Source organism: Novosphingobium sp. GV079 (assembly GCF_003058045.1).
GTDB classification, from domain to species: Bacteria; Pseudomonadota; Alphaproteobacteria; order Sphingomonadales; family Sphingomonadaceae; genus Novosphingobium; species Novosphingobium capsulatum.
The window spans coordinates 139959-158608 of sequence record NZ_QBUE01000007.1; the positions used below are offsets into that span (position 1 = coordinate 139959).

Sequence of the window (18650 nt, forward strand, 5' to 3'; positions counted from 1 at the left end):
GATGAGCGCCGTTACCCATCTCAACCAAGTCGGTTTTCCGGCGCTCCTTGATACGCTACGCGCTTCTTTCCCTGGAGCTATAGCCATTGATTACCCCGCAGTATGTGGGTTCTCGGCTGACAAGCTGCTAACGGATGATCAAGCGATGGCGATCAACCGTCTTGGAATGGCGCTTGGCATGCTGATAGATCTCAAGTTGGCGCGAGGACACTTTTACGAGTCCCAGGATGCGACATATTACTGGGATTATCACCTAACTCCGGCAGGGTATCGCGCGCTTTCCATGCGCGCCGTTGTCACCGAGGCCACGTTGCAGGGAGTGCTTGCGGCACTGGCCGAGACCGTGCCGGAAAGAGCTTGAGCATATATGTCATCGGTTGGGTTTAATCGCGTGCGCTTTACCAAAGGGGCGGGTGATTTCTCACCGGTGATATATTTGGATATCGTCGATCTCTTGGCCTATGTGCGGTCGAATATCACAGTAAGTGGTATTCAGCGCGTTGTGGTTAACTTAATTGCCGACGGTGAGGCTGCGGCAGCGCGGAATGGCGCAAGTTTCGTGCTTGTTGCACCAGAGTATGATCGGAAGTTAGTATACGCGGTTGACAGCACTGCTGTGCAGAAGATGCTGTCGGCGCTGGATGATGCTCGGCTAGATCGCACCGCGCTCGATCGCGCAATTGATGCGGTCTATTCGAGCCGTGAATTGGTGTTTCCCGCTGCAGACGATGTGTTTGTCATTGCTGGCGCATTCTGGATTTACAGCGATTACGACATCCTGATGGCCATGCGGCGGCGGGGTGTGCGAGTGGTTGCCTTCATTCATGACCTCATCCAGATTAGCCACCCCGAATTCGTGCATGTCGACGCGACAGAGCGGTTCCGCCGCGCGTTTGTGGACATCGCATCCAGTTCTGCGGGATTGCTGACGAATTCCCATTATGTTGCCCAGGACACAAAGCGTTTTCTGGCTGAGCGCACTACCATGACCTTGCCGGTCAGCGCTGTACCCTTGGCGACCGAACTGCCAGCGCGCTCATTTGCTGCAATGGATCGCACTACCTCCGATCCGCGGATCGCACGTTTGCTTGCCACGCCTTATGTGCTTTCGGTTTCAACCATCGAAATCCGGAAAAACCATAGTTACATGGTAAAGGTTTGGGAGGAGCTAATTGCGTCAGGCGATACGGCGGTTCCTGATCTTGTATTTGTAGGGAAAATTGGCTGGGATATTGATCCCTTCATTTCGGATCTGGCGCGGCACGAGAACCTCGGCGGCAAGCTGCATATTCTAAGCGATGTTGGCGACGAGGATCTTGCCACGCTTTACCGCCATGCCGCCTTCACGATGTACATGAGTTTCGTCGAAGGGTTCGGTTTGCCGGTTGCAGAAAGCCTGGCTTACGGTGTTCCTTGCATTGCATCTGATCGATCGTCGATGCCCGAGGTTGGCGGCGATCTGGCACGCTATCTCGATCCTCACGATATCTCGGGTGGAGTGGCTCTGGTTCGCCGACTGCTGATGGATCCAGACGAGTTGGCGCACTGGCGCGCTCAAGTCGTCGCGCACTTCCGCGTTCGTACCTGGGCCGAATTCACCGATGACTTCGTTGCTGCAGCACTGTCTGTTCCGGCACCGCGGGCAGAAGTCTGTAACGCTCGTTTCGCGTCGGGTGAAATTCACGGCATGGGCCGTTGGGAGGTCGCCCGGCGAGATGCACGCGGAGAGTCCCTGGGATATCTCGCGGCCAGCCGTCTCCACGGTTGGGGGGGCAATGACGATTGGGGCTGCTGGGCTGAAGGGGCAAATGCCACGCTTGTGCTTGCCACCGATCTTGCGCCAGGTGATCCAGTCACTGTTCAGATTTTGGTAAAGAGCGCCGCGGGAAAGCCAATGAGGCTGGGCGTGCGTTTCGGTGAGGATGCTGGCGGTGACATGGTTGATCTGGGTGATCTGCCCAACCGCGCGGTTTGGCGTCGATGCAACGGTACGATAGGTCGCAACGGCACACTTGCGCTTCGCTTTGATTGTGATGGCGATTGCGGGCCGGCGGGCTATTTTGCTCTTCTAGCTATCGCATTTGCCCGCAGTGATGACATCGAGGGCCGCATGGCGATCGTCGAGACACTAGCCCTTGATCGACACCGCATGGCATCGCCGGCGCGGCTTCCTCGCCGCAAGGCACGCGTTACGCCCATATCCCGTGAATGGGTGGATCCGGTGTGGTATCTGGAAACATACCCAGACGTGCAATTGCTCGGCATGTCTGCAGAGGCGCACTTCGAATGGTTGGGCCGTCGCCTTGGTCGCAGACCCAATGGGTCCGTCGATTAGTTTAGCGCTTGCGGCCCTCATCCATTCCATGACGTAGATAATGGATCAGCGGATCGAATTTTGCGGCGGCAACATCAGCATAACGGCGCAGATAGGCGGCGCTATCAAACAGGTCGGCAGTATCTGCCAGTTCTTCTGCTCGGCCTTTCCCGAGCAAGGATCGCAGGGACGTTCGCTGTGCGCGCGGCTTTAGCAGCAGTAGAGCGAGCCGCCGCAGCCAGTTGTTCAATTCTGCCTTCTCAGCAGCATCAGCCTCAGCCAGCCGCAACATTTCGGACAAGGTAGCAATCTCTAAGCTCGCCTGCGCGATGCGCCGCTCAAGTGCGCGGATAGTGGCAGCGGCGTGATCATCGCCAGCAGCCACATGATTCCCGCTCCTCGTCGAAGCGGATGCATCAAAAACCGGGGTTCCGCTCGACATTCTAACCAATAATCCCTTGAGATTTTAACGCTCCCCTTGGCGGGGCCCGTAACAGATGTATGTGCTTTTGTGCAGCGTCGTGCAACTGTCGCGCGGTAAGGCAAGGCGGTCTGTGCACGTCGAGGTCAGCAGCGTGACGGACGTATCGTGGGAGGCACCCGCTTGTCCGAACCCCGGACCTGCTTCCCAATGAACATTTATTCCGCACTTACACGCTAACTGTGGGGCGTGGCCCTCAGATAGGAGGGCAGGCCGATCACATCGGCCCACCCCGCAAGACTTCCAGCCACCGGTTTCCCACGGCTGCGGGTGAATAGACGGCCTCGATGTGCTGCCTGCCTCGGTTAGCCAAACCGTCCCGCCAGGTGTGGTCGTTAGCCACCCGCTGCATCATCTTGGCGGCCGCTACGACATCAGGCTCGGCCCACTGCTGGCCCGCGCCGAACGGATATTCTCCCGCAGCCACAGCGCAGAGCTTTACTGGCACCAGGGCGGCTGTGTCGGATTGGGTGAAGTCCAGGTTGCCCGAGTGGGCTGTGACGATCACCGGAAGGCCGAGCGCCATCGCTTCGGCGATGTTGCGTCCAAAACCTTCGGCGCGGTGGAGCGACATGAAGCAATCGCAGGCGCGGTAGAGATCGAGCAGGGCGCCGCGTTCCAGCGATTGATCGATGAGAAACAGCCGATGATCGTCAGCGGCCCGCCTTTCGAGCGCGGCCCATGCTGGTGAGTCTTGTGCCCGAATCCCCTTGATCACCAGGCCCACGCTGCGATCGTCGCGGGCAAATGCGCGGTCGAATGCGGCGAGGCATGCCTCCGGGTTTTTGCGCGCGCTGTGGGACAGTGCGTCATAGGCGAACACGAACAGGAACCGATCGTCGGGCAGGCCGAAGTCCTGCCGGCGAAGTCCGGCGGTCTCATCGACACTGACGGCCATGGGCATGTGCTGCACCGGGATCGGCGAGGATCGTAGATAGGCGTCGCGGGTGTAAAGTGTCGATGCCCACACCTCGTCGACAAATGCATAGGCTTGTCGCCACGCATCAGGAAACTCTGGCAACTCCCATGGCCAGAAGCCGATGAGATGCTGCCCTTCGAATGCACGCTTTCCAATGGCGTTGACGGCCTGGATCGTATCGATCCCTGTCGTGCAGAATATGGTGTGACGGAAAGGGAGGGTATTGGAGATGACGCCTTCCAGGCTGTCGTCCTCGTTGCGAATCTGCACACCGTTCGAAATGTCGTAGATTGTGAAGGGGACGTCTGCCGCGGCGAGCGCGCGCGCAGCCATGCGCACGTCTTCACCGATGCCGAAACGACCGCGGGGATAGCCGACCAGATTGACGCCGAAGGGACGCGCTGGATCGGGGTGGGGGCGCCCGCCCTGTGCCAAGCCTATGCGGGGATCAGCGAGCAGGCTCCATCGAATTGCACCACGCTGTTGCAGCCACGCAGCGAACCCGGGGTTACGCGGGCTGCCAAACTGCTCATGTAACGACGGCAGCGCATCCCAGGCCCAGCGCATGATCAACGGAATTCCGGTTTCGCTGTCTTGCCGCATCAACGCCTGTGCCTGGGCGTCGGTGAGCAGGGCCGACCAGTCGAATTTCTCGATCCCGTCCAGGAAGTACCAGCGCGCTACACGCTCTTGCCCGTTCGGCGTTACCATGTCGGCCGGTGCGAAACCTTCGCGCAGCGCAGCTTCCCGCATCAGCCAGGTTATGGGCACAGGCCCGTGTTGCGGCACGCGCGGGTGAGGGCGGTGCCAAGGCGTTAGAGCGTCTCGCGTTGCCTCGTCGACGACAAATCCCGTTTCGCGAAAGCCGTGAAACAGGAACCACATCAACAGGGCGTGCCGGCCGGATTTCCGTGACAGATCGAAGGCGGCTTGCAGGTCCGGGCGCTCGGCCCAGGTCTGCCGCGCGATGGCCGGCAAACGCAAGCGCGCGGGGCGTTTTCTCCTGCCGATCCGTCCGACGCGAGAAAGTAGTTTACGCAAGTATGCCCCGCCTTTGCCGCCGTTCTGGATGCAGCGCGCCAGTTTTAGAGTTGGTTGCCGCAGTGGGCGCTGGCCGGGGCATATCAGTTGCCACCTACGAGTCAAAGCAGCGCGGCGGCATGACGGTGGACCGCGCATGGATCGTGTCGGTGGTCTTGGGTGGCTGCGCACCACGCATCGGTTGGCGGGTCGCTTGCTTCCCGGGCAAAGGCCAGTAAGACGGTGCGCGCCTGCCACCCGGTTGGTGCCTGACATGCTTTTCATTTCAGTAAGCTATAGGGCACGAGCCATGTGCCTGGTCGCCTGGTTGCCGATTGCGCGGATGAGTTTTATGCACACGAAAAGCTTCGGGATCGCCGGCCCCAAACTGTTCCAACCGCGTCGTTTTGCCGACGCCCGCGGGTATTTTTGCGAGACGTTTCGCGCGGACGTTTTTGCTGCCCACTGCGGCCAATTCGATTTCGTGCAGGACAATGAATCGCTGAGCGAGACCGTGGGAACGATCCGCGGCCTGCATTTCCAGACGCCTCCGCATGTGCAAGGCAAGCTGGTGCGCTGCACTGCCGGTGCAATATTCGATGTCGCGGTTGATATTCGCGTGGGCTCTTCCACCTACGGGCAATGGGTTGGCGAAACCCTGACTCCGGCGAACGGCATGCAGATGTGGGTCCCCCCCGGATTTGCACACGGTTTCTGTTCGCTGGAACCCAACTCGGTAATAGCTTACAAAGTGACTGGTTATTATAACGCGGCATGCGACCAGGGCTTGGCCTGGGATGACCCCGCGATCGGAATTTTGTGGCCCGATGTTGCGGATCGGACCACGCTTTCTGCCAAGGATCGCACGCATCCCGTGTTGGCAGACCTGCCAGCCTACTTCGGCACCGAACGCGTTGCTTGAGCGGGCATATACGTGCGTTAAGGAGCGTCCTGCAGTTCCATGCGTGTGATGGTTACCGGCGGTGCCGGTTTTATTGGCTCGGCGCTGGTGCGCTATCTGGTGCTGAACAAGCGCTACGATGTCCTTACGGTGGATGCGCTGACCTATGCCGGCTGTCGCGCCTCTCTGCGCGCCGTCGAAGGCAAGGAGAATCATCGCTTTCTTAAAGCGGATATTCGTGATGGCGCCGTGATGGCCGATGCCATCCGCTCGTTCTGTCCCGATCGGATCATGCACCTGGCCGCCGAAAGCCACGTAGATCGCTCGATTACGGGGGCGGCCGATTTCATCCAGACGAATGTTGTCGGGACATTTGCATTGCTGGAAGCTGCCCGCGCATACTGGAACGACCTGGATGCGCCGGCGCGTGCCCGCTTCCGATTCCTTCACGTGTCCACCGACGAGGTTTATGGGTCTTTGGGTGACGAAGGACTGTTTACCGAAACAACCCGTTACGATCCCTCATCGCCCTATTCGGCTTCCAAGGCGGCGGCTGATCATCTTGCCAAGGCTTGGCAGCGTACCTACGGCCTGCCGGTGATCGTGTCGAACTGTTCCAACAATTACGGCCCTTATCATTTTCCCGAAAAGCTTATTCCGCTAACTATCCTCAATGCACTCCATCGACAGGCGCTGCCGGTGTACGGTGAAGGCAAGAATATTCGTGACTGGCTTTTTGTCGACGATCATGTTTGCGCACTCGACCTGATTGCGGCGCGCGGACGGATTGGGGAAACCTACAATGTCGGCGGGCGCAACGAGCGGCGTAACATCGATGTCGTGCAGCGCGTCTGTTCCATTCTCGACACGATGTTGCCCGGGCAGGCACCGCATCAGAATCTGATTACCTTTGTGACCGATCGTCCTGGGCACGACGCGCGCTATGCGATCGACGCTGCAAAGCTGGAAACCGAACTTGGGTGGCGGGCGCAGGAAACGTTCGAAACCGGCATTGAAAAGACCGTCCGGTGGTATCTCGACAATGAATGGTGGTGGCGACCTTTGCGCGATCGGTATGATGGCGTGCGCCTGGGTTTGGAACTGCCATCGTCCAAGGCGGCGTCATGAGAATCGCGGTTACTGGCCGAACAGGCCAAGTCGTTTCCAGTTTGATGGAGCGCGGACCGGCAGCCGGGCACACGATCGTCGCCGTTGGGCGCCCCGAGATGGATCTTGCCGATCCCGATTCGATCGTTCGTGCGCTTGAAGCGGCTGCACCCGATCTGGTCGTTTCTGCAGCAGCCTATACCGCGGTGGACAAGGCCGAGCACGAGCCGGGTTTGGCGACTGCCGTAAACGTCCTCGGTGCGGAAGCGGTGGCGACCGCGGCGGCGCGGTTAGGCGTGCCGATCATTCATCTTTCAACCGATTATGTCTTTGATGGCAGGGGCAAGTTGCCTTACGTCGAAACCGACATGATCGGTCCAACCACAGTATACGGGATGTCCAAGCTGCTGGGTGAAAGAGCCGTACTGGCGGCGCATCCGGGGCAGGCGGTCGTGCTGCGGGTTGCCTGGGTCTACAGCCCGTTCGGCAAGAACTTTCTCAGGACCATGCTTGGGCTGGCGACGACGCGCGAGGAAATCGCGGTGGTGGACGATCAGTTTGGTAATCCCACCAGTGCGCTGGATATCGCCGATGGCATTTTGACCGTAGCCGCCAATATCGTGGCGCGCCGTGATTCGGCCCTGCGGGGGGTCTTCCACATGACCGCGCAGGGACATGCGAACTGGGCCGAATTCGCCACGCGCATTCTGGCTGAGGCATCTGCACGTGGCTGGCCGACGGCGCGCGTCAGGCCCATTGCCAGCGCTGCGTATCCCACACCGGCAGCGCGCCCGGCCAACTCTCGGCTGGATAGCGGGTTGATCGCCAGAGTTCATGGGATAGCGCTGCCCGCGTGGGAGGATGCTTTGACGGCTGTGATGGATCGTCTGCCTGCCGATGGGATGGGCGCGGCGCGGCTTCGGACAGGGGAGCGGTGCCAGTGAAGGGCATCATTCTGGCCGGAGGCAGTGGAAGCCGGCTCTACCCCATGACACTGGCGACATCCAAGCAACTGATGCCGGTGTATGACAAGCCCATGATCTACTACCCGCTGAGCACGCTGATGCTGGCCGGTATCCGGGATGTCCTGATCATCTCTACGCCGCGAGACCTGCCAGCCTTCCGGGCCTTGCTGGGGGACGGATCGGACTGGGGCATGCAACTTGAGTATGCCGAACAGCCCAGTCCCGATGGACTGGCCCAGGCCTATGTGATCGGCGCTGACTTCGTGCATGGGCAATCTTCTGCGTTGGTTTTGGGCGATAACATTTTCTATGGTCATGGCCTGCCCGAACTGCTCGCATCGGCCGCAGCGCGCCCCAGTGGGGCGACCGTATTTGCCTATCACGTCAATGACCCCGAACGGTATGGCGTGGTTTCGTTCGATGCCGGGATGAAGGCCACGTCGATCGAGGAAAAGCCAGCGCGCCCCCGTTCGAATTTTGCGGTGACGGGCCTGTATTTCTATGATTCCCAGGTGGTCGACATTGCGGCCGACCTGAAGCCATCGCCGCGCGGGGAGCTCGAAATCACCGATGTGAACCGGATATATCTGGAGCGTGGTGCTCTTTCGGTCGAAATCATGGGGCGTGGCTACGCCTGGCTCGACACGGGGACGCCCGATAGCCTGCTCGACGCTGCCGAATATGTGCGGATCTTGGAAAAGCGCCAGGGCTTCAAAATCGCCAGTCCCGAGGAAATCGCGTTTCGGAGCGGCTTTATCGATGCTGGCGGTTTGGAAAAGGCGATCGATAAGCTGGGCAAATCAGATTATGGGCGCTACTTGCGCGCTGTGCTGGCTGACGCTGAGAGGCGATGACCAAGAGGGCGGGTTGTTATGTTTCATCGGCTGCACCGATAAGCGCGATATATCTTACGGAATCCATTCATGAAGCTTCACACGTCACTCTCGTTGAGCACGGCCCTTTTGCTGTGTGGTTGTGCTACGCTGCCCTCTAGCGGTCCGACCGGAAACGAGGTCAGCAAAGGGGTGGCGCGGGACACTCAGCTTGGCCTTTCTCTGGTGGAAGTCGACAGCATGGCTGCCATTCCGTCGCCGCCTGCCGCTGCCGTTTCGCGTTTGAGCGATCGTCCCTCGCCCCCAACCGACATGGTCGGCCCTGGCGACGTATTGAGCGTGGCGATCTACGAGGCCGGCGTTACGCTCTTTTCTGGGACCCCCGCGATTGGTGGGGCCGGCGCTGCCATGGATGCGGGCGCGCGCGCGCAAACCCTGCCCGAACTGCGCGTGGACGATTACGGCGATATCACGATTCCCTACGCCGGAAAGTTGCGGGTGCTGGGCAAGACCCCGGCAGAAATCCAGGCCCAGATCCGCCAGGCGCTGCGGGGTTACTCGCAGAATCCGCAAGTATTGGTGACGCGGCGGGAAGTGATCACCAACTCGGTGATCGTCGGCGGTGAAGTGGTCAAGCCGGGTCGGCTGGTGCTCAACACCAACCAGGAATCGCTGTCTGATGTGGTTGCCCTGGCAGGGGGGTATCGCGGCAAGGCGAGCGATCTGGTGGTGCGGATCAAGCGGCGCGATGAAACCGCAGACTATCGGCTGAGCGCATTGCTGGAAAATCCCGCGCTCGACGTGCGTGCCTATCCTGGAGACCGTTACACCCTGGTCTATGACCCCATGTCATTCTCCGTCCTGGGGGCAGCAGGGCGCATGGACCAGATCCCGTTCGTGACATCGTCGATGACGCTGGCGCAGGCCGTGTCTGCGGCAGGGGGGCCGAACCCCAATCTGGGTGACCCTGCGGCGATCTTCGTGTTCCGCTATGTGGACGATACCGATCATGTCGGACAGCGCAAGCCCGTGGTTTATCACATCAACATGATGAACCCCGGCAGCTTCTTCCTGGCCCAGAATTTTGCCATGCGGGACAAGGATGTTCTGTACTTCGGCAATGCCCGGGCCAACCAGCCGAGCAAGGTGGTGCAGTTGATCAGCCAGCTGTTCTCGCCGGTGGTTGCGGTGACCAGTGCTGTTTCGGTTGTGAAGAACTGATCTCCCGGCAGGCCCCGGTCGGTGCCGGGGCCTGCGCGGATCAGGCTGCCTTCACCACCGCGTCGATCGCCAGCAGCCGCTTCCACAGTTCCTCGAAATCGGCGAGGGGGAGGGCGTTGGGGCCGTCTGACAGGGCCTTGTCCGGGTCCGGGTGGGTTTCCATGAACACGCCCGCGACGCCGGCGGCCACGGCGGCGCGGGCGAGCAGGGGGACGAATTCGCGCTGGCCGCCCGAGCGCTCGCCCAGGCCGCCGGGCTGCTGGACCGAGTGGGTGGCGTCGAACACCACCGGGCAGCCGGTATCGGCCATGATCGCCAGGCCGCGCATGTCGGACACCAGGGTGTTGTAACCGAACGAGGTGCCGCGTTCGCACAGCAGGAAAGCATCGGGATCGTGCCCTGCGGCGCTGGCGGCATTGCGGGCCTTGTTGACCACCTGCTGCATGTCGGCCGGCGCCATGAACTGGGCCTTCTTGATGTTGACCGGCTTGCCGCTGGCCGCGACCGCGGCGATGAAATCGGTCTGCCGCGCGAGGAAAGCGGGCGTCTGCAAGACGTCGACCACGCTGGCGACCGCCGCTACCTGCGCCGCCTCGTGCACGTCGGTGATCACGGGAAGGCCGGTCTGCGCGCGGACCTTTTCGAGGATGCGCAATCCTTCGTCGATGCCGAGGCCCCGGAACGATTTGTCGGAACTGCGGTTTGCCTTATCGAACGAGGCTTTGAAAATGAGCAGCAGCCCCAGCCTGTCCGCCACCCCGGCAAGCGTTTCGGCGATGGAAAGCGTCATTTCCTCGCTTTCGATGACGCAGGGTCCCGCAAATGCGAATAGGGAAGACTGCGGTCGAATCGTATGGCCACAAAGGTGCATATGGGAGAGCTCGCCTGCCGAAAAATTGTGTAATTCACTGCCGGATCGGATGCAGTTTACACGGCCCGAACACAATAGTGATTTCACAACCCTTGGCGGGTATTGAAAATTCTGGCAACAGGTGGGTGATGATATGGCAGCCAATTCCCCCTGCGCACACCGCCATAGCGTGCACGCGAGACCTGCATTGAACGATATGCCCAACAAGCTGATCGACGTGCGCTATGCCGCATCTGCGTTGAAGACGATCGACATCGAACTGGACGCGCTGGAGACCTTGCGCGATGCCCTGCGCGCACCGCAGCTGCGCGAGGCGGTGGAGCAGGCGATCACGGCCCTGGCCACCACGCGTGGCCGCGTTGTCGTGACCGGCATGGGCAAGAGCGGGCATATCGCGCGCAAGATCGCCGCGACCATGCGCTCTACCGGCACGTCAGCCGTCTATCTCCACCCGGGCGAGGCAAGCCATGGTGACCTGGGCATGATCACGCCCGAGGACATCGTGCTGGCCATCACCTGGTCGGGCGAGACCAGCGAGCTCAACGACATTTTTCACTACTGCAACCAGTATGGCGTCACGCTGATCGTGGCGACCTCTTTCCCCGACAGCACTGCGGGCCGGGCCGCCGATATCTGCCTGTCGATGCCCCCGGTGCGCGAGGCATGCCCCAACGAACTGGCGCCGACATCGTCCACCACCACGCAACTCGTGCTGGGCGATGCGCTGGCTGTCGCGCTGATCGAGGCGCGCGGCTTCACGCCTACCGATTTCCGCGTGTTCCACCCCGGCGGCAAGCTGGGTGCGCAACTGTGCGTGGTGGGCGACATCATGGGCACGGGCGAGGCGGTGCCGCGCGTGACCAGCGACGAATCGCTGAGCAACGCCACGCTGGAGATGAGCCGCAAGCGCTATGGCTGCACCGCGGTGGTCGATGGCACCGGCCGGCTGATCGGCGCGTTTACCGATGGCGACCTGCGCCGCTGCATCGCGGCCTATGACCTCAGCGACCAAATCGGCCTGCACATGTCACCCAATCCGCTGCGGGTGGCGCCCGATACTCTGGCATCGGACGCGCTGCGCCTGCTCAACGAGAATGCCGTGTCGGTGCTGTTTGTCGTCGAAGGCGAGATCTTGGTGGGCATTGTCCACATGCACGATATCGTCAGGGCCGGCGCCGCCTGATAAGCGGCAGGCATGTCTTCGTCTTCCTCTGCGCTGATTGTCGTTCCCGCGCGCCACGGTTCGACGCGCCTGCCGGGCAAGCCCTTGCTGACCATTGCCGGCCGCACGCTGCTCGAACGCGTACACGCCGTGGCCAGGGCTGCCGCCGAACTCGCCGGGAATTGCGCGGTGGTGGTTGCCACCGATGACGCGCGCATCGCGGCGCATGCCCAGGCGATCGGTGCGGCCGTGACGATGACCGACAGCGCGCTCGATTCGGGTTCCTCGCGCGCCTATGCCGCCGCCGCCGCCTGGCCGGATCGGCCTGACCTGGTGATCAACCTGCAGGGCGATGCGCCGTTCGTGCCGCCAGCGGTGGTGGCCGGGCTGATCGCCACATTGCGCGGCGGCGAAGCAGACGTGGCGACGCCGGTCTATCGGCTCGATTGGCAGCGGCTGGACCGCTTGCGCGCGCATAAGCAGACCGCGCCGTTCAGCGGCACGACCTGCATCCGCGACGCGCAGGGCCGCGCCTTGTGGTTTTCCAAGACGATCCTGCCGGCCATGCGCGATGAGGCCAAGCTGCGCGCCAGCGAGCCGCTGTCGCCGGTGTGGCAGCATCTCGGGCTCTATGGTTATCGCTTGGCGGCGCTGGAATGGTTTGCCCAGGCGCCGCAAAGCCCGACTGAGCGCCTGGAAGGCCTGGAACAGTTGCGCTTTCTCGAAGCCGGGCGGACGATCGCGACGATCGCGGTCGATCCGCCGCTGCATGCCATGTCGGGTATCGATACGCCGGCTGATCTGGCCCTGGCCGAGGCGGCGATCGCCCGGCTGGGCGATCCCTATCCGCTGTGACCATGGGTAGCGACCTGCGCGGGGCAGCCGCCCGTTTCGTAATCGTGCGCCATGGCAACACCTTTGCCCCTGGCGAAGTGCCACGCCGCATCGGCGCGCGCACCGATCTGCCGCTGACCCCAGCCGGCGAGGAACAGGGCGCGGCGCTTGGCCGCCATTTTGCCGCGCAGGGCTGGCACTTTGCCCGCGCGCTGGTATCGCCCCTGGCGCGCACCCGCGCCACGGCGGCGGCGATCCTGGCCTGTCAGCCCAATGCGCCGGCACTGGTGCCCGAACCGTGTGATTGGCTGCGCGAGATTGACCATGGCCCGGATGAGAATCAGGGCGAGGACGCCGTGATCGCGCGCATCGGCGCCGAGGCCCTGGCCGCCTGGGACGCGCATGGCGCGGCGCCGCGCGATTGGCAGGTCGATGCGGAAAGCCGCCTGGCAGCCTGGCACGCGTTCCTGGTCACGGCCACCGGCCCGGCACTGCTGGTAACCAGCAATGGCGCGGCGCGGTTTGCGCTGCTGACGATCGGCGCGGTGGCTGATCGCCCGCTCAAGCTGGCGACGGGCGCCTATGGCGTGATCTGCCGCGATGCCGACGGCACGCTGCGGGTGGAAAGCTGGAACGTTCGGCCATGAGTGCAGCGCCCCTGTTGCGTGCACCGCCCTTTCCCTGGGCAGACGCTGGCGTAAGCGGCGAGAGCGTCGCGTCGCCCTCGGCTGCGGCCATAGAGGAAGCGCGCGCCTTGTTTGCCGATATCCGCGCCGCGCGGGTGGGGGGCTGCTTCTGGGGCGCGCCGGTTGAAGCGCCTGGGCCGTGGCCCGTGGTCTTGCGCCCGCGCGATCAGGCAGAGATGGCGGCGCTAGCCGGCCGCGCGCCGGATCAGGCGCTGTGGCTTGTGGCCGATGAGGCCGCCGCGCTCGATCCCTGGTCCGTGCTCGATCGGGCCGCGCGGCTGGTGGCGCATGGTGACGATGAATGGATCGCCTTGGCGCGGTATGCCGGCGTGGCGGTGGACGTGCTTTCGCCTGGCCGCTTTGGCGCGCCGGGCGATGGAGACGCGGCGCTGGACCATCGGGCGGCGCTGGCCCTCGCCAGCATGCGCTATCGCGATCCGTTCACCGGCGGGGAAGCCGGGCTGGCCGCAACCATCGACGTTCTGGCCACCTGGCGCGCGGCGCTCGACGGCAATCGCGGCATTGCCGTGGCGAGCGGCATGGCCTGGTGGAAGCGCGCAGAGATCCGCCGCTTCCTGTGGCATCCGGCGCGGCGCCTGCGCTTCTTCCGCAATCCGCGTCTTGCCCTGGCCCGGGCGCAGCGGGCCCAGGGCGCCGTGGCGATCTGGCCGTCGCGCGTTTCGCCGCAACTGATCGCGCGGGCGCGGCAGCGCGGCGTGACGCTGGTGCGGGTGGAAGACGGCTTCGTCCGCTCGGTCGGATTGGGGGTAGACCTGGTGCCGCCTTCGTCGGTGGTGGTCGACGCGCAGGGTATCCATTTCGATCCGGCGGCGCCCAGTGACCTAGAAACGCTGCTGGCAACGGCCGCTTTTCCCCAGCGCCTGCTCGATCGCGCGCGCGCCCTGCGCGCCACGATCGTGGCCGCCGGGATCAGCAAGTATGCCGCCGATACCGGCGCCAGCGTGCCGGCCCGGGCCGCGCCAGACCGCCGCCTGGTGCTGGTGCCGGGGCAGGTGGAAGACGATATGTCGGTCAAGGCCGGCGGCCATGGTCTTGCCTCCAATCTCGAACTGGTGCGGCGTGCGCGCCTGGCCGAACCCGATGCCGAAATCTGGTTTCGGCCCCATCCCGATGTCGATGCCGGGCATCGCCGCGGCGCCGTGCCCGATGCGGCGATCCTGGCCCATGCCGATCGCGTGGTGCGCGGCGGCGGCATGGCGCCCTTGCTCGATGCGGTCGATGCCGTGCATGTTCTCACCTCGCTGGCCGGGTTCGAGGCGCTGATGCGCGGGCGCGCGGTGGTGTGCCATGGCACGCCGTTCTATGCCGGCTGGGGGCTGACGCGCGATCTGGCGCCGGTGCCCGATCGGCGCGGGCGCGCGCTGTCGCTCGATGCGCTGGTGGCGGGCGTGCTGATTCTCTATCCGCGCTATCTAGATCCGGTGACCGGCCTGCCATGCCCGCCGGAGGTTCTGGTCGATCGTATGGCCAGCGCCCGCGCCACCAACCGCCTGCGCTGGATCGCCCCCTTGCGCCGCATCCAGGGGCGGATCATGGCAACCCTGCGATGACCCAGATGATCCTCGACGTTTCCCGGCTCATTTCCCGGATGCACTATTCGACGCCATCGGGCGTCGATCGCGTGGAAATGGCCTATGTGCGCGGCCTGCTGGCGCGGTTCGGCCATGGGCTGGACTTTGCCGCCGTCCATCCCACCGGCCTCTATGGCCGCCTGCGTCGCGATGCGATCCTGCCCTATTTCGACGAGTTGGAACGCCGCTGGTCGCGCGAGGAAAACAGCCCGAACCGGCGCTCGGTCATTTCGAACCTGCCCCTGCTGTTCCAACTGCTGCCCCGGCGGGCGCGGGGCAGGGAAGAGCGCGCGGTCTATATCCAGGTTTCGCCGCACCATCTGGCCAAGGCCGGCAAGATCCGCCGCATCCTGGCGCAGGAGAACGCGCAGTTCGCCTGCCTGGTGCACGATCTCATTCCCATGGAATTTCCCGAATACGCCCGGCCCGATGGCGCGGCACTGCACCAGCGTCGGATCGAGACCGTAACCAGCCTGGCTGATCTGGTGATCGTCAATTCGGCCGCGACCGGGCGCGCGATGCAGCCGTGGATCGCGCGCTCGGGCCGGTCGATCGCGATGGCGGTGGCGCTGCTCGGCACCGTGCCGATGGCGCCGGCGACGCCGTGGACGGGCGATGGCCGCCCCTATTTCGTCTGCCTGGGCACGATCGAGCCGCGCAAGAACCACCTCCTGCTGCTGCATGTCTGGCGGCATCTGGCCGAAACCTTGCCAGCCGACCGCGTGCCCAAGCTGGTTATCATCGGCCGGCGCGGCTGGGAAAACGAGCAGGTGGTCGACCTCCTGGAGCGCTGCCCGGCGCTCAAGGGCCATGTCGAGGAATGGAGCGGTTGCCCCGATCGCCAGCTATCGGCGGTGCTCCGCGGCGCGAAGGGGCTGCTGATGCCCTCGTTCGCCGAAGGCTATGGCATGCCGGTGGCCGAGGCACTGGCTGTAGGCACGCCCGCGCTGTGCAGCGATATCGCCGCCTTGCGCGAGGTGGGCGGCCCCGTGGCGGACTATCTCGATCCGTTGGACGGGCCGGCCTGGACGCGGGCCATCGTGGATTTTGCCGAAGATGGGCCGATGCGCCAGGCACAGCTGCGCCGCATCCCTGGCTGGCACAATCCCACCTGGGACGAACACCTCGACACCGTCGTCGCGGCACTGGCGCGGCTCCCGGGCTGATGCATGGCTAGTCTGCGCAACGGCAGCGGCGGTCTGATCTCTTGAAAATTCACACGAAGACACGAAGGCACGAAGAAGTGCCCTTTCATCCTTCCTTCGTGCCTTGGTGTGAATCTTGAAGCCGGTGCGAGACTTTGCCGCAGTGCGAGGCTTTAAGAAGAAGCGGGACCCCGGATCAAGTCCGGGGTGACGACGGAAAGAAACGAATACATCTGCTTATCGTCACCCCGGACTTGATCCGGGGTCCCGCTCAATGCTGGAAACTCGCCCGGCGCAGCAGGCTCAGGCCGGCTGATTGGCGCGGTTGGCGGCCTGGCGGTTGATTGCGCGGGTGATGTCCTTGACGAAGCGCGAGTGGCGCACCGCCTTGAGGAAGATGTTCTGAATGAGATTGCCGGTAAAGCGGCAGGGGCGCTTGATCTGGATCAGCAGGATATAGCGATCCTCGTCGGTCTCGTTCCACACCTCGTGGTTGAACATGTCATCGAACAGGAAGGATTGGCCGTCTTCCCAGTGGAGCACGTGCAGTCGCTCGCCCTCTTCGAGGTTCATGCGGCACTTCTCGCGCTCGCGCGGGGCCTTGAGCGCGAGGTGATAGGTCAGCATGCCCTTGGTCATGCCGAAATGGCGGGGAATGTGGCCGCCTGCCTCCATGACCGAGAAATTGGCGGTGACGAGGCCGGGAACCGCTTCGATCAGGCGGGCGGTGATTGGCGCGCGCGCGGCGTTGGCGGCCATGCGATAGCCATAGCCCTTCAAGAAGAACGTGCGCCAGCGGCGGTCCTTGGCAATGCGGCCATGGTCGAACGACAGATCGCCAAGCGATGGGATGTCCTTGGCGCGGATCGCCAGGGCTTCGTCGCGAATGGCTTCCCAGTGCTGTTCAAGCTGCGCGATCCAGGGGAAGAATGCCTTGTCCTGCACCGCCGAATCCGGGATCAGCGAATTGCGCATTATTAGCGCATCGACCTTGGGCCGCAGCTCCTTGCCGATCTGATAGAGCGACTTGCCCAGCAGCGGTATTTTCCAGCCGCGCGCGTTGACGGTCTGCTGCCACTGCGAAGGTTGGCGTTCACCTGCCATGTGCGTCACTTCAGCGAGTTGATCCTGGTGGCGAACACCCGATCCCAGAAGATCGCCGAGACGGCATAGTTGCCGTGCCCATCCACGAAGTGGTGGCGCATGTGGTGCCGCTTGAGCGCCATGGCGATGCGGCCGCGCATCGGCCACTGGTGGCAGGCATAGTGCAGCGTGTCATAGACCACGTAGCCGCTGATAAAGCCGAGGAACAGCCAGCTGCCCGCCAGTCCGATCGCCAGCCACGCGGCCAGCCACAACACGCCCGCCACCGGCAGGCTAGCCGGCAGCGGCATGAGATCGCGCAGCCCGTCGTTGGGATTGTCGTGGTGGTTGCCGTGGATCAGGAACACGAATCGCTGCACCGCCGCGACATTGACATGCCAGTGGAACAGGAAGCGGTGCATGGCATATTCGAACAACGTCCAGCCCAGCAGGCCGGCACCGATCAGACCCAGCGCGTGAAGCGGGCTGGCCGTGCCCCAGGCAACCCAGGCAATTCCGGGCAGAATCATCGCCCAGGCGAGAGCGAACGTGCGCCACGAAATCAGCGTCAGGCGCTCAAGGCCGTCACTGCGAAACAGCCTGATGCGCTGCGGTATGTTTTCGGAAGAAAGCATCTTGATGATGCTGGACATCATCGCCCATGCATTGTCAAGCATTGATGCTGCTAAATGCTACTTCATTGCGACGACCGGAAGCCGTTACAAAAAGGACATAATACCGGTGGTTAATTACTCCAAATCGGTTTTAATTGTCGGGGCGTCGGGGGGATTGGGCACGGCCATCGCACAGCGTCTTGCCGGGCCCGATACCCTGCTTGTGCTGTGGGGCAGAGACCTTGCGCGCCTGCAAAATACTGCAACATTGTGCAGTGCAGCAGAAGCCGTAACGCAGACGCGTTCGCTGGACCTGCGCGATATTGCCGCCGCCCTGGCCGCGATCGCGGCAGACGATGCGGCCACGCCGTTCGACATGGTGGTCTTTGCCCAAGGGCGCGGTGACATTCGCGCCGCTGATGACCGTGTGGAGCAGCCTGGCCTGGTGACAGAGCTGGCCTTGGTTAATTTCACCGGCCCGGCCACGCTGGCTGCCGCGATGGGCCAGGCCATGGCAGCACGGGGCAAGGGGTGCATCGTCGTGATCGGTTCGGCCGCCGGGTTTCATTCCCTGCCCTTTGCCACGGCCTATGCCGGGACCAAGGCAGGCCTGGCGCGGTTTGCCGATGCACTGCGCCTGGCGCTGCGCGGCCATGGGGTCAGCGTCACGCTGGTATCACCGGGTTTCATCGATACGGCGGCCGGGCGCCAGGTGCCCGGTCCCAAGCCGATGCTGATGGCGCCCGACGTGGTTGCCGATCGCATCGTGCGCGCGGCCGAGCAGGGGCGCGCGCATCTCGTGCTGCCCTGGCCCTTCGTGGTGCTGCGCTGGTTGGATCGGCTGTTGCCACGGGCCTGGCGCGACCGGTTGCTGCTGTCGCTCGCGCCGCCGGCTTGAGTGC

Annotated in this window: 18 protein-coding genes; 13 read left to right on the forward strand and 5 right to left on the reverse strand. The window is 63.3% G+C overall.

Annotated elements, in window-relative coordinates; genetic code table 11:
* Position 1 precedes the first annotated feature (1 nt).
* Both C8K14_RS11535 and C8K14_RS11540 read left to right on the forward strand, forming a co-directional pair.
* A complete protein-coding gene (locus C8K14_RS11535) occupies positions 2-361 on the forward strand; it encodes a hypothetical protein (RefSeq protein ID WP_062787351.1) in 360 nt (119 codons plus the stop codon).
* Between the two features lie 30 nt (positions 362-391).
* Positions 392-2335 carry a glycosyltransferase family 1 protein gene (locus C8K14_RS11540; RefSeq protein ID WP_158272930.1) on the forward strand — a complete coding sequence of 648 codons (1944 nt, stop codon included), beginning with the start codon at positions 392-394 and terminating at the stop codon, positions 2333-2335.
* A gap of 1 nt (position 2336) precedes the next feature.
* Here the strand turns inward: C8K14_RS11540 and C8K14_RS22375 are convergent, their stop codons facing one another.
* Together C8K14_RS22375 and C8K14_RS11550 are read right to left on the reverse strand one after the other, a co-directional pair.
* Positions 2337-2756: a hypothetical protein gene (locus tag C8K14_RS22375; protein ID WP_133726799.1), complete on the reverse strand. Its 420-nt coding sequence runs from the start codon at positions 2754-2756 to the stop codon at positions 2337-2339.
* A 256-nt stretch (positions 2757-3012) separates the two neighbouring features.
* A complete protein-coding gene (locus C8K14_RS11550) occupies positions 3013-4755 on the reverse strand; it encodes a glycosyltransferase family 4 protein (RefSeq protein ID WP_158271897.1) in 1743 nt (580 codons plus the stop codon).
* 331 nt (positions 4756-5086) lie between these two features.
* On the opposite strand from C8K14_RS11550, the gene rfbC reads away from it, so the two are divergent.
* From rfbC to C8K14_RS11575, 5 genes are all read left to right on the forward strand, one after another.
* Positions 5087-5656, forward strand: coding sequence for a dTDP-4-dehydrorhamnose 3,5-epimerase (gene rfbC, locus C8K14_RS11555; RefSeq protein WP_107716812.1), 570 nt, complete (start codon positions 5087-5089; stop codon positions 5654-5656).
* A gap of 39 nt (positions 5657-5695) precedes the next feature.
* On the forward strand, positions 5696-6763 hold the full coding sequence (gene rfbB / locus C8K14_RS11560; protein ID WP_107716767.1) for a dTDP-glucose 4,6-dehydratase: 1068 nt from the start codon (positions 5696-5698) through the stop codon (positions 6761-6763).
* On the forward strand, positions 6760-7686 hold the full coding sequence (gene rfbD, locus C8K14_RS11565) for a dTDP-4-dehydrorhamnose reductase (RefSeq protein WP_062787366.1): 927 nt from the start codon (positions 6760-6762) through the stop codon (positions 7684-7686). Before rfbB ends, rfbD begins: the two co-directional genes overlap by 4 nt.
* Positions 7683-8561, forward strand: coding sequence for a glucose-1-phosphate thymidylyltransferase RfbA (rfbA, locus tag C8K14_RS11570; RefSeq protein WP_062787369.1), 879 nt, complete (start codon positions 7683-7685; stop codon positions 8559-8561). Before rfbD ends, rfbA begins: the two co-directional genes overlap by 4 nt.
* 219 nt (positions 8562-8780) lie before the next feature.
* Complete coding sequence (locus tag C8K14_RS11575) at positions 8781-9761, forward strand: polysaccharide biosynthesis/export family protein (RefSeq protein ID WP_369974052.1); 981 nt, start codon at positions 8781-8783, stop codon at positions 9759-9761.
* A 40-nt stretch (positions 9762-9801) separates the two neighbouring features.
* On the opposite strand, the gene kdsA is transcribed toward C8K14_RS11575, so the two are convergent.
* Positions 9802-10632 carry a 3-deoxy-8-phosphooctulonate synthase gene (gene kdsA / locus C8K14_RS11580; protein ID WP_107716769.1) on the reverse strand — a complete coding sequence of 277 codons (831 nt, stop codon included), beginning with the start codon at positions 10630-10632 and terminating at the stop codon, positions 9802-9804.
* 196 nt (positions 10633-10828) lie between these two features.
* On the opposite strand from kdsA, the gene C8K14_RS11585 reads away from it, so the two are divergent.
* Genes C8K14_RS11585 through C8K14_RS11605 form a run of 5 tightly spaced genes read left to right on the forward strand, consistent with a single transcriptional unit; the run spans position 10829 to position 16072 of the window.
* Positions 10829-11815: an SIS domain-containing protein gene (locus tag C8K14_RS11585; protein WP_107716770.1), complete on the forward strand. Its 987-nt coding sequence runs from the start codon at positions 10829-10831 to the stop codon at positions 11813-11815.
* A gap of 12 nt (positions 11816-11827) precedes the next feature.
* Positions 11828-12649 (forward strand): 3-deoxy-manno-octulosonate cytidylyltransferase, encoded by an 822-nt coding sequence (kdsB, locus tag C8K14_RS11590; RefSeq protein WP_107716771.1) that lies wholly within the window; start codon positions 11828-11830, stop codon positions 12647-12649.
* Between the two features lie 2 nt (positions 12650-12651).
* On the forward strand, positions 12652-13275 hold the full coding sequence (locus tag C8K14_RS11595; RefSeq protein WP_107716772.1) for a histidine phosphatase family protein: 624 nt from the start codon (positions 12652-12654) through the stop codon (positions 13273-13275).
* The gene (locus C8K14_RS11600) at positions 13272-14885 is read left to right on the forward strand and encodes a beta-3-deoxy-D-manno-oct-2-ulosonic acid transferase (protein WP_107716773.1); all 1614 of its coding nucleotides are present in this window, start codon (positions 13272-13274) and stop codon (positions 14883-14885) included. Before C8K14_RS11595 ends, C8K14_RS11600 begins: the two co-directional genes overlap by 4 nt.
* Positions 14882-16072 carry a glycosyltransferase family 1 protein gene (locus C8K14_RS11605; protein WP_107716774.1) on the forward strand — a complete coding sequence of 397 codons (1191 nt, stop codon included), beginning with the start codon at positions 14882-14884 and terminating at the stop codon, positions 16070-16072. Before C8K14_RS11600 ends, C8K14_RS11605 begins: the two co-directional genes overlap by 4 nt.
* A 282-nt stretch (positions 16073-16354) precedes the next feature.
* Here the strand turns inward: C8K14_RS11605 and C8K14_RS11610 are convergent, their stop codons facing one another.
* Both C8K14_RS11610 and C8K14_RS11615 read right to left on the reverse strand, forming a co-directional pair.
* The gene (locus C8K14_RS11610; protein ID WP_107716775.1) at positions 16355-17155 is read right to left on the reverse strand and encodes an aspartyl/asparaginyl beta-hydroxylase domain-containing protein; all 801 of its coding nucleotides are present in this window, start codon (positions 17153-17155) and stop codon (positions 16355-16357) included.
* Positions 17156-17160: 5 nt separating this feature from the next.
* The gene (locus C8K14_RS11615) at positions 17161-17787 is read right to left on the reverse strand and encodes a sterol desaturase family protein (protein ID WP_233252672.1); all 627 of its coding nucleotides are present in this window, start codon (positions 17785-17787) and stop codon (positions 17161-17163) included.
* Between the two features lie 88 nt (positions 17788-17875).
* Between C8K14_RS11615 and C8K14_RS11620 the strand changes: the two genes are divergently transcribed.
* The gene (locus tag C8K14_RS11620; protein ID WP_233251051.1) at positions 17876-18646 is read left to right on the forward strand and encodes an SDR family oxidoreductase; all 771 of its coding nucleotides are present in this window, start codon (positions 17876-17878) and stop codon (positions 18644-18646) included.
* Positions 18647-18650 lie beyond the last annotated feature (4 nt).